6 protein-coding genes are annotated in these 12268 nt (G+C 47.5%); 1 reads left to right on the plus strand and 5 read right to left on the minus strand.

From position 1 onward, the window contains the following. Positions 1-6: 6 nt before the first annotated feature. A complete protein-coding gene (secDF, locus tag KDD36_04315) occupies positions 7-3003 on the minus strand; it encodes a protein translocase subunit SecDF (protein ID MCB0395848.1) in 2997 nt (998 codons plus the stop codon). 195 nt (positions 3004-3198) lie between these two features. Here secDF and KDD36_04320 point away from each other — a divergent pair, with 195 nt between their 5' ends. After that, the gene (locus KDD36_04320) at positions 3199-5649 is read left to right on the plus strand and encodes a T9SS type A sorting domain-containing protein (GenBank protein MCB0395849.1); all 2451 of its coding nucleotides are present in this window, start codon (positions 3199-3201) and stop codon (positions 5647-5649) included. Between the two features lie 220 nt (positions 5650-5869). Here KDD36_04320 and mdh read toward each other — a convergent pair whose 3' ends face one another. From mdh to KDD36_04340, 4 genes are all read right to left on the minus strand, one after another. Then, positions 5870-6808 carry a malate dehydrogenase gene (gene mdh / locus KDD36_04325; GenBank protein MCB0395850.1) on the minus strand — a complete coding sequence of 313 codons (939 nt, stop codon included), beginning with the start codon at positions 6806-6808 and terminating at the stop codon, positions 5870-5872. 109 nt (positions 6809-6917) lie between these two features. Further along, on the minus strand, positions 6918-8882 hold the full coding sequence (gene gyrB / locus KDD36_04330; GenBank protein MCB0395851.1) for a DNA topoisomerase (ATP-hydrolyzing) subunit B: 1965 nt from the start codon (positions 8880-8882) through the stop codon (positions 6918-6920). Between the two features lie 255 nt (positions 8883-9137). Continuing rightward, positions 9138-10829, minus strand: a complete 1692-nt coding sequence (locus KDD36_04335) for a hypothetical protein (protein ID MCB0395852.1) — start codon at positions 10827-10829, stop codon at positions 9138-9140. After that, positions 10822-12268: tetratricopeptide repeat protein (locus KDD36_04340; protein ID MCB0395853.1), on the minus strand; the 1447-nt coding region annotated here is incomplete at its 5' end. The genes KDD36_04335 and KDD36_04340, both read right to left, overlap by 8 nt.

Raw genomic sequence — 12268 nt, forward strand, 5'->3', positions numbered from 1 at the left:
TGTCTACTACTTAGTGTCTTCCTTTTTTGGCTTTACCAAATCCACTACAATAGGAGTGGCAATACAAATTGACGAATAGGTACCCACAATCACACCGATAAGAAGTGCAAACGAGAATCCGCGAATCACTTCACCACCTAAGATAAAGATAGAGATCAACACCAGGAATACCGTCACCGATGTATTGATGGTTCGCCCAAGTGTACTGTTCAAGGCCATATTAATAACTTCCGGCATTTCTTTGCGCTTATGCTCCGCGAGATATTCACGGATACGGTCAAACACAACCACCGTATCGTTAATGGAATAACCGATCACCGTAAGCGTAGCAGCAATGAATGCCTGGTTCACTTCCATGGAGAAAGGCACAATGGCATCCAGTAAGGAGAATGCTCCGAGTACAAAAAGTATATCGTGTGCCAATGCAGCAAGTGCTCCCAGACCGAATTGCCATTTCTTAAACCGGATCAGGATATACAGGAAGATAATGAATAGCGAAAATGTAAGCGCCCATACCGCATTCTGCTTGATATCATCCGCAATCGTTGCCTCAACCTTATTAGAGCTTTCGATACTCCAGTTGGGCTGAATGGAATTCAATCCCTCCTCAAGTGCCGTCTGCACCTGATTATCTACCTCCTGGCCATCCTGATCAATCATATAATTGGTGGTGATACGCAGCTGGTTTGACCCTCCATAGGTTTTAACCTCGGGAATGGATCCGCCAAACGGTACTTTCAGAATGTTACCAACTTCCGAAGCATTAACCGGTTTATCGAAGCTAACCACATAAGACCTTCCACCCACAAAATCGATCCCCAGATTGAGTCCCTTTGTAGCCAGTGAGAAGATACCAACAGCGATAACGGCCCCAGAGATGGCATAATACAGTTTCCGCTTCCCAACAAAATTGATACTCAAATTACTGAACAGGCTCTTGGTAGCTTTCGTATAAAACGTAATCTTTTGTTCCTTGTCCATCATCCACAAGAAAACCAGTCTTGTAATAAATATGGCAGAGAACAATGAGGTAAGAATACCAATGATGAGCGTAGTTGCAAAGCCCTGAACCGGACCGCTACCGAAAGTGAATAGCACGATACCTGTCAGCATGGTGGTAACGTTCGCATCCACAATGGAAGAATATGCATTTTTATATCCGTCCTTCAGGGCCAGTCTCAACCCCTTACCCTGTGCCAATTCCTCACGCACCCGTTCATAGATAAGTACGTTCGCATCCACGGCCATACCGATGGTCAGCACGATACCCGCAACACCTGGCAGGGTCAGAACCGCACCCAGTGATGCAAGCACACCCATGATAAAGAAGATGTTGGCAAGAAGTGCGATGTTGGAAACCATCCCGGCACGTGAGTAATAGAACACCATGTACAACAGAACCAGCACCATCGCAATAGCGAAGGACTGGAAACCGTCACGAATGGCTTTATGACCGAGAGAGGGGCCCACCACTGCCTTTTCAACAATACGGGCTGGGGCTGGAAGCTTACCGGCTTTGAGTACGTTTGCAAGGTCTTCTGCTTCCTGAATGGAGAAACTTCCGGAAATCACGGATATACCATTCCCGATCTCCTGTTTTACATAAGGATGAGAATAAACATAGTTATCCAGCACAACCGCAATGGAACGCTTCTGAGAACCTGATGATGCTTCTTTGGTGAGCTTCTTCCATGAGTTTGCTCCCTGAGCATTCATGATCATCAACACTTCCGCTTCAGCGCGGTTCTGACCGAATTCCTGACGGGCATCTACCACCACATCACCGGAAAGCGCCGGACTACCATCCCTGTTGGTTACTTTAAGCGCAACCAGGGTCATCACAGCCTGTTTTTCTCCGACAGGTTTTACGTTCCAGGCAAACTTCACTTCCCTGGGCAGGAGATCACGCAATTCCTCCATATGCAGGTATTCATTCACCTTGGCAGTGTCCTTCACCTGCACATAACCGACAATGGCGCCGGGAGCCAATCCGCCTTTTTCGTCCGTGGGCGGTTGCAATAATTCAAACAATGGGTTCTTCTGACTTAATGCATCAGTTTCAGCTTTATCCTCTAAGGATTTCGCCAATGAATCATTCTTCAGTGAATCAGGGACAGTCACCACTGTCCCGTCTGCTACAACTGAGGTGTCAGGATTCTGAGGCTCACTGAAGAAATCCGTCACATCATCTCCCGTACTCTTCGCCGTTGAGTCTGCCGGATCGCTCAATTGCATTTGGCGAAGACGGGTATTCACCTTATCCAGGTAAGGGTAAATCTCGCGGTTCTCAAACGTTTCCCAGAACTCCAACTGTGCCGTCTTCTGAAGAAGGTCTGTAACCCGCTTTGGATCTTTAATACCGGGGAGTTCAACAAGGATTCGTCCGGATGTTCCCAATCTCTGGATATTGGGTTGGGTAACACCGAATTTATCGATCCGGGTGCGAAGTATATTATAGGTACGATCAATGGCATCTTCCGCTTCCTCACGGATCACGGCCAACACCTCTTCGTTTGTAGAGTTATAATTAACCTTGTCCTTCAGATCAAGGGTGGCATATACCGATGCAAGACGGGCATTGGGATCGATCTGTGCAAACGCTTTACCAAATAATGTCACAAAGTCCTCATCACTGCTTTTCTGCATTTCCTTAGCCTTATCGATGGCTTGAAGGAAAACAGGGTCATCACTGTTGTTGGCCATGTTAAGGATGAGATCCACCACGGACACTTCCATGGTCACGTTCATTCCGCCTTTCAAGTCAAGACCCAGGTTGATCTCGTTGTTTTGAACTTCCCTGAACGTATAGTTCTTAACACCGAGGTTGTATACCGGCTCCGTTGCAATTGAATCCAGATAATGGGTAACTTTTTCAGGAGATCCCTTGGCCCAGACTTCAGCGTCATTCCTTACCCCGTTGGCCACCCAGGTAAACGAAAGCTGGAACAGGCATACCAATGCGAACACTACCGTAAAAACCTGTATCGCTAACTTATTTTGCATAATGAGAATTTTTTTCCGAGCGGCAAAGATAGAACAACAAACCATAAATACCAATGGGTTATCAGCAGTTGCAAAAGTTTAAAAAAAACGAGGCCGATGAGGTCTTAACAAATTGTAAACGGATCGGAAAATCATCGGCGGGACTTGCCTTACCGGATACATTTACCGTAACTTAGCAGGTCAACCCAAGGCCAAATGAATAGAATACGTTGTTTCTGGTCCATGTGCTTTCTTCTGGGTAGTTTGTCATCTTTTGCACAGCTTACCTTTAAGCGGGACATGTCTGTACCGGTGATCATAAGCGGTGAAACACTTCCATATGCCTGGGCGGGCGGTCTCAACTTCACCCAGTTTTCTTCCATCGATATCAACCTGGATGGAAATAAAGACCTGGTTGTTTTCGACCGGAGTGGTAACCACCTTCTCCCATTCATTCATCTTGGAGGAAATGATACCATCAACTATGAATACCAACCGGATCTGGCCGGTAACTTTCCGCCTCTCCATGACTGGGCATTGTTCGCAGACTACAACAACGACAACAAGGAAGACATCTTCACCTATTCCAACGGAGGATTCTCTGTATACAAGAACACTTCTTCCGCCACCCAACTGTCCTTCAAGCTGGAAAAGTACCTCGTATATTCACAGTACGGATCAAACTATGTCAATCTTTGGATCAGCGCCGTGGATATTCCCGCCATCACAGATGTGGATAACGACGGTGATATTGACATCCTGACGTTCGGACTTGCCGGGGCTACGGTGGAATACCACCAGAACATGTCCATGGAGAACTACGGTATTCCGGATAGCCTCGACTTCGTTTTGAATACCTCCTGCTGGGGACAGTTTAGTGAGAACTTCAGCAGCAATTCCGTACTCCTGAATGCCACATGTAAAGGCGGGGATACATCTCCGGACCTTAGTGAGACGGGAGAACTTCACTCAGGCTCAACACTACTTGCAATTGATGGGGATGACGATGGAGATAAAGAGTTGATATTGGGAGACATCTCCTTTGCCAATCTTGTTTACCTGAACAATGGAGGTGATTCTTCAAACGCCGTCATGATAAGCCAGGACAGCCTGTTCCCCATTTACGACACACCGGCAAACCTGGAAATCTTTCCCGCCAGTTTTTATGTCGACATAGATCATGATGGCAAAAGGGACCTGATCATAGGCACGAACTCTCAGAATGCGGCGGAGAATTTCCAAAGCGTACATTATTATAAGAATACGAATACAGACCTTGCCCCGGTATTTTCTTTCCGCAAGAATTCCGTTATACAGGAGGATATGATTGATCTGGGAGAAGGAGCATATCCGGTCTTTTTTGATTACAATGCCGACGGACTTCAGGATTTGATCGTGGGCAACTATGCATATTATGGTCCGGCAGGTAACTACAAGTCCCAGCTTGCTCTTTTTGAGAATACAGGAACTGCAACTTCTCCTGTGTTCACCCTCATCACAAGGGACTACCTGAACATTGCTTCACTGAATTTATACGGCGCCGTTCCTGCCTTTGGCGATATGGATGATGACGGCGATGATGACATGCTACTTGGCGACTATAATGGTTATGTGCATTTATTCAAAAACGCTGCCGGCCCGGGGAATCCGGCCAGTTTCAGTTTAACGCAAGCCAACTACGAATCCATCGATCCCGGTCAGTTTGCCACACCACAGATCATTGATGTAGACAGGAATGGAGTGCCGGATATTCTGTTGGGTGAGCGCAACGGAAACCTGAATTATTACCCGAACCTCGGAACAGCTACACAGGCCCAATTCAAGCTGGATGTTAAGGAGATACTTTGGCAATCCGGCATCACCGTCAGGTATATGTTCAACGGAAGTGCAGATCTCAGTCGTGTTGGAATTGGTGAAAAGCTGAATGCCTTCGGATGCACCGAGGCTCCTAACAACGGAACTTTCGTCATAACCGACGTCAATCCCGGGGCGATGTATATTGAGGTAACCAATAGCTTAAGGCCCGATGCGACTTACGACGAGGCGGCCGACACACCTGGTGAAGCAATACCGCATGACGACTTCTTCGGAAATGTAGATTCACGTCAGTTCGGTTACTTCACAGGATACAGTGTGCCATTTATGTATGATAACAATGGCAGCTACAACCTCCTTGTTGGTTCAGAAACCGGCTATATATTCCGGTATGACAACATAGATGGCAACCTGGATGGGGCCTTCACTGAAACCGACACCACCTACATGCAGATTCGGGAGGGCCAGCGCTCCTCCGTAAATGGCACCGACATCAACGGAGACGGGGTCATTGACCTGGTGATGGGAAATTACCGCGGGGGGCTTGGTCTTTTTACCGGAAGTAAATTCTTCGGCACCATTGATCCGAACATGTCGGAATCACAAGTTCATATTTTTCCAAACCCGGCAACCAATACAATCCATATCTCCTGCCCCGGACTTATGGCCGGAATGCACTACCGGTATCAGGTTCATGATATGCTGGGCAGATTGGTTCAGGATGGAACAATCGCGTCACACGACCCGACGATTGACGTCCAAGCGTATGGCTCGGGCACCTACCTGCTGACTCTTTATCTGGAAGATATGATTGGACATGCCCGGTTTATCGTATCTGCCGACGGGCGATAAAAAAAGCGTCCCACATGATGCAGGACGCTTCTCAATGATATATTAACCCAACTTATGCAGTAGGAGGTGAGGAACGAGCTGAACTATCTGTATTTAGTTGGGGTTATCCCGATTTAGAAAATCACTTTTCGGATGCACGAAGTACAGGCCGGAAAGGTTAATTTTCTTAATCGCTATGCAATAGAAAATTTTCTATTGCATCGTTTGGGATTTATTCAGATCAGGATACCTGCTGCATTCCGTCAAGAACGGCCATCACCTCTCTAACGGCGCTGGCTGATTGTTCCAGAAGAGCTTTCTCCGCATCATCCAGCTTCACTTCAACAATTTGCTCAATGCCCTTCTTACCTAATTTTACAGGTACGCCGAGGTAAATATCTTTCATACCGTATTCACCTTGAAGCCATGCACAGCAGGGGAAGATACGCTTCTGATCCCTCACAACCGCCTCTACCATTTGTGCAGCGGCAGCACCGGGGGCATACCATGCAGAAGTTCCCATCAGGTTAACAAGTTCACCACCACCTTTCTTGGTGCGTTCAACAATGGCATTCAGTTTGTCCTCATCGATCATTTCTGTCACAGGAATTCCTGAAACGGTTGTATATCTTGGCAGGGGAACCATGGTATCGCCATGTCCACCCATCAGGAGTGCCTGAATATCTTTAGGAGACACATCCAATGCTTCGGCGAGGAATGCACGATAGCGCGCGGTATCCAGGATACCTGCCATACCAAAGACCCTTGAAGAGTCTACCTTGGCGGTTAGGTATGCACAATAGCACATCACATCCAACGGATTAGACACGATGATGATGATGGCATTTGGAGAATGCTTGATCACATTTTCGGTTACCGTTTTCACGATCCCAGCGTTGGTCGCGATAAGGTCATCGCGGCTCATTCCAGGCTTGCGGGGCAGACCGGAAGTAATAACCACCACTTCAGAGCCGGCCGTTTTTGCGTAGTCGTTTGTTACGCCGATAGCACGGGTATCATACAAGTTGATGGGCGCTGTTTGCCAGATGTCAAGAGACTTTCCTTCGGCCAGACCTTCTTTGATATCCACGACCACCACTTCGGTAGCCAATTCTTTGTGGGCAATTACATTGGCACAGGTTGCACCTACATTTCCTGCGCCGATCACACTAACTTTCATGGTACGCTAATATTTATAGTTTCAACAATGGGACGTTCCGTGGGGACGAACAAAGATAACCAAATCCGGCAATTGCCCATTTCGGGGTTCATGGAAAAACCGCAGAAGTTTAGGCGTCGATCTTTGCGTACTTCGCGTTGCGTTCGATGAACTCCCGGCGAGGGGGAACATCATCGCCCATCAACATGGAGAACACGCGGTCTGCTTCAGCGGCACTCTCAATGCTCACCTGGCGTAAGGTTCTGGATTCAGGGTTCATGGTCGTTGCCCACAACTGTTCAGCGTTCATCTCTCCAAGACCCTTATAACGCTGCACATTCACACTGCTTTCCTTCCCTTCTTTGGCGAAGTCCTTGATGGCGATATCGCGTTCGTTTTCGTTCCAGCAATACCGCTCATCCTTTCCTTTCTTAACCAGGTAAAGAGGTGGGGCGGCGATATAGATATAACCTGCTTCGATCAGTTCTTTCATGTACCTGAAGAAGAACGTAAGAATAAGTGTCGTGATGTGGCTGCCATCCACGTCGGCATCCGTCATGATCACGATCTTGTGATACCGGAGCTTGTCGGTGTTGAGTGCCCGCTCATCTTCCTCGGTACCTGTGGTCACCCCGAGGGCAGTATACATATTTTTTATTTCTTCATTTTCGTAGATCTTATGCCCCATGGCCTTCTCTACGTTGAGTATCTTACCACGAAGTGGCAGGATCGCCTGATACCTTCTGTCCCTACCCTGCTTGGCTGTACCACCTGCCGAATCTCCTTCCACAAGGAAAATCTCACATTGTCCCGGATCAGTTTCCGAACAATCCGAAAGCTTTCCGGGTAATCCGGATCCGGTGAGAACGCTTTTCCGCTGCACCAGTTCCCTTGCCTTACGCGCCGCATGTCTTGCGGTGGCAGCAAGTATCACTTTTTGCACAATGGCTTTGGCTTCCTTGGGATGCTCTTCAAGGTAGTTGTTAAGCATTTCTCCCACCGCGATATCCACAGCACCGGTCACTTCATTATTTCCAAGTTTGGTTTTCGTCTGCCCTTCAAACTGAGGTTCTGCCACCTTTACGGAGATCACTGCGGTCAGTCCTTCTCTGAAATCATCACCGCTGATCTCAAATTTCAATTTGGTCAGCATACCCGATTTCTCAGCGTAAGATTTCAGGGTACGGGTTAAAGCCCGGCGAAAACCTGCCAGGTGCGTTCCACCTTCGTGTGTATTAATATTGTTAACGTAGGAGTGTACATTTTCAGCAAAAGTGTTGTTGTACTGCATGGCCACTTCCACGGGGATACCGTTTTTATCGCCTTCGATATGGATGGGATCGGGAATGAGTTTTTCCCGAGTGGCATCCAGAAACTCAACGAACTCGCTGAGGCCACCTTCCGAAAAAAATGTTTCTGTGGTTTCGGCTTCACCTTCTGCATGGCGGTGATCCGTGAGCGTCAGCCTGATTCCCTTGTTAAGAAATGCCAGTTCGCGAAGACGCGCAGACAAGGTATCGTATTGGTATTCGGTGGTATTGAAGATTGTATCATCCGGTTGAAAGGTCACGGTCGTGCCGGTTCTGTCCGTCGTCCCCACTTCCTTTACATCATAGAGAGGCTTCCCTTTCTCGTATTCCTGAACAAACACTTTTCCTTTGCGGTGCACCTCCACCTTCAGGTGATTGGATAGGGCGTTCACACATGATACACCCACACCATGCAGACCACCGGATACTTTGTACGAATCTTTATCAAATTTACCACCTGCGTGAAGCACCGTCATAACCACTTCCAGGGCCGAACGCTTTTCCTTCTCGTGCATTTCTGTTGGGATACCACGTCCGTCATCCTGAACGGTGATGGAATTTCCCTTGTTGATATGTACGTCGATATTCCGGCAATGTCCTGCAAGGGCTTCATCGATAGAGTTATCTACCACTTCATACACCAGGTGATGAAGTCCTTTCGATGACACATCGCCGATATACATGGCAGGGCGTTTCCGCACTGCTTCCAATCCTTCCAGAACCTGTATACTGGATGCCGAGTAATCTTTTTCCTTCGTCATTTTAACTTCCGTTTCTTCACTCATATTCCTATGATCGATGTTGTTGATATACGATGATCAACTTTTAAACTTTGTATGTACCGTGTTTACCAGGACCGGACGCTTGGTCTGTTGCACTTAAAGCCGTTCGTGATCGTCTGCAAACCGATTCTGCGACCCCTTATTTACCGGCTTTTTTCAAAGCTTTCACAAAGATAGCATTTTTGCGCTCCGAGCGGCTTTCGGGCACCCTTAAGCCTGTTGATTTTATCAACAAATAATTAACATAAAAGCAAGAAATTATTGCCCCCAGAAAGAATAGGAAAAGCCGAGCATTACCTGAAGGCGCTGAGAGGGGTATTGATTCCATATCATATACCTCTTTCCCAGCAGGTTATAAGACTTGATCCAGGCAGATAGTATCTTGGAATAACGGTATTCCAACTCAAGTCCCATATCCAGATATCCGGGAAGATTTCCGGAGACTTCCTTACCAGCGTCATCATAGCCGGCCAGATATTTCCGTTGCCCCACATAATGAGCGTTCAATGTTGTCAGCAGTTTATTTCTGAAATTATACCGAAAAGTACCACCTGCCTTTAACTGCGGCAGGTGCCAGGCTTCTGACACGGAATCCATCTGATAGGTATTGTATTCTCCGTTCAGGGATAAACGGAAACGGTTCTGGTCATCCCAGGTAAAGCCCCCATGAGCACGACCGGATGTCATGTCGTCATAGACCGGCAGGAACTTATTCCGGAGCACCATTGTGGGGTCATTGACAAAGAGTGCGACATTCTTCACATTAAACAGGGTATAGCTTACTGTATAGGTGGTATTCCGACTCAAACTTCCCCTGAGTCCACCCGTCACACCCAATTCCCGCTTATTCATCAACCTGAAATCCAAATTATCCGTTGCAATCCATGGATTTTCTCCTGCAAGTTGGGCCAGGTCATTACGTCGTACATCCCCATATCCCTTCATATAAGCGGTTACCACATTCCGAACCAGGTGATAACCCAATTGCATATCCGGATAAAAGTTCTTTTCCCTGGTACTGTCAGACTCTAAGAAAAGCTGCGCGCCAATGGTAAAGAACAGACGTTCCTTCCGTGTGGAAATTCTCGGGTTAAGATTCAATATGACCGCAGAGGCTGTATCAACATAAAGCGCCTGACCATAATAATAGGTGTTCAGATCTATGTTGAGGAATTCGGTATTGAATGCCCTGGCCATGCCTGCATTAAACTTGATGCGGTTTTCTGCCACACCAATAAGATCCATGTACCGACGTACGCTCACATGGGAATGCAAACGCATCTTTCCGGTATCTACCTGCTGGTTTTGCACGCCGAGATCGAACTGCAAGCCTAAGAACCGCTGTCTCAGGTCTTCCTTTTCTATCGGAATATCATAATAGGGTATCAAGCTATCCGATGCATTGAAGCCATAATAATGTACAGCCTTGCTTTGCATATCCAGGGAGCTTTCCCAGGAAGCCTTACGCGAAAACTTCTTTCCGTAAAGTGTTACCCCATTTTCACTCCAACCGCTATATCCTGCGTCCTTCAAAGTGGTTGCTGAAGAAAGGTGCTTAAGATGGGCACCCAATGCCCCCTTACGCGATCTCAGGGAATTCAGGTAGATCTCCGCATAGGGCGTAGCATAATTGCCGATGCCGCCGCGGGCATAACCACGGTATAATCTGGGCAGCTTTTCTCCCTTGAATTTTGCTGCGGCAATAGGCTCCGGTGTAAAGCCGGTTTGCATTTGCTTTTTTATCACCTCCACCTTCATGGGAGGCGCCGGAATGGTGGTATCCGGAATCTGCGGCAGATCATTGCGTTTGACCGCCTCAACCACCGTAGGCCTGAAGTTGGTTGACACCTTAAACTTCACCGTCTCCAGGTCTTTATTCTGGGCCGTCGATCTCGCGGTCATACCACAGACAAAAGCCACACTCAAAGCGGATATCAACAGCTTATTCATGATCTTCCTCCTTTTGCGTACGGTCCGGAACCGGATTTCTGTCCAATTCTATTTCGAGGGTATCTCTTTCCCTCACCCTTTGATTGGCTTTCTCCTCTGCTTCTATGATCGCAAGGCGTTCACGCGCTTGCTTCTTGACTGATTCCACCCGGGCATCTTCCACCAGCGACTTGAGGGTGTATTTTGCCTGGAACAGGTCTCCCTGCTGATAATAATTCTCCGCCAGCAACAACAAGGCCTTTGCCACCCATTCATCATAAGAAGTAAGTTCATCAATGAGGGTAAAAATAGCTTCTTCGGAAGCTTTGTATTCCTGCCGGCTATGCAGGATGGATGCTTTTCTGTATTGGGCACGAGCTGCCATCTGGCCTTTACTATGTTTGAACACCCATTCAAATTGTTCCATGGCTTCATCGCTCCGGTTCAACCCAAGGGCAGATTCGCCCCACAACAGATGAATTTCAACTTCCAGGGCCTTATCTACTTTCGATAATTCCAGAATCCTCCGGGCCAGTTCCAGCACCTCTTCATGACCTGAAAGTGATGCATAACATCTTAATTGCCCGACCATAGCAGCCTGTTTGGTAGACTGCATTTCGGCAATTTGATCCAGTGCCTTCCAGTACTTCAGCGCCGGTCCGTATTCTATCTTGATCATGTGGATATTTGCAGCTGCCTGCAGTGATTGCTCGGTATAGGTATTCTTGGGCTTGGAGATCACATACTCATATCCCTTGAGTGCCTTGTCGTACGCCTCAATGAAGTACTCACATTCGGATTTATAAAAGTGCGCCTGAACGCTGAAAATACCATCCGGAAAACGTCCGAGATAATTTTCGAAATCCTTCATCGCTCCGCTGCAATCACTCTTCATATACCTCAGATAAGCCGCTTCGTAGGTGATCGAATCCTGGGCTGTAAGCTCAATAGAAGTTCCCGGCAGTTTATTTTTCACCCATTCGAAATAGGCATCCACCTGACCACGCTCCACGTAGTATTCCTTCAAAGCATTCAGCGCTTCCCGGGCTGCATCGGTGCCCATATGCTCAACGGCAACTTTTTCAAATGAAGCCCTCGCCTCCTCTGACTTTCCGGATTGCAGAAAGATCAGTCCCCTTTTCATGATGGCATCTTTCACGTAAACACTCTGGGGGTAGTCCTTTTCCACGCGGGCATATTCTTTCAATGCATCCTCCGGACGATTCATCGTACCGTAAGCATTGGCCAGTTCATAGGTAGCTGCGGCGCGATAGCCAGACTTAGAATGGGAAGCCAGCAGCGACTCCAGGGTCTTGACCTTTTCTCCATACTTACTTAACACACCTTGTACCATTGCCTTCTGATAAAGCGCATAGTCCATATCTGCAGCTGCAACGGAGATGGCCTTGTCGTAATACTCGAGGGCATTGTAGAAGTCTTTATTCACATAATAACAATCA

The organism is Flavobacteriales bacterium, from assembly GCA_020435415.1.
GTDB lineage: Bacteria > Bacteroidota > Bacteroidia > JACJYZ01 > JACJYZ01 > JACJYZ01.

Excerpts from the sequence above, each read along its gene's own strand:
- KDD36_04320 (MCB0395849.1), top strand. The coding sequence starts at position 3,199 with ATGAATAGAATACGTTGTTTCTGGTCCATGTGCTTTCTTCTGGGTAGT.
- mdh (MCB0395850.1), bottom strand. The coding sequence starts at position 6,808 with ATGAAAGTTAGTGTGATCGGCGCAGGAAATGTAGGTGCAACCTGTGCC.
- secDF (MCB0395848.1), bottom strand. The coding sequence starts at position 3,003 with ATGCAAAATAAGTTAGCGATACAGGTTTTTACGGTAGTGTTCGCATTG.
- KDD36_04335 (MCB0395852.1), bottom strand. The coding sequence starts at position 10,829 with ATGAATAAGCTGTTGATATCCGCTTTGAGTGTGGCTTTTGTCTGTGGT.
- gyrB (MCB0395851.1), bottom strand. The coding sequence starts at position 8,882 with ATGAGTGAAGAAACGGAAGTTAAAATGACGAAGGAAAAAGATTACTCG.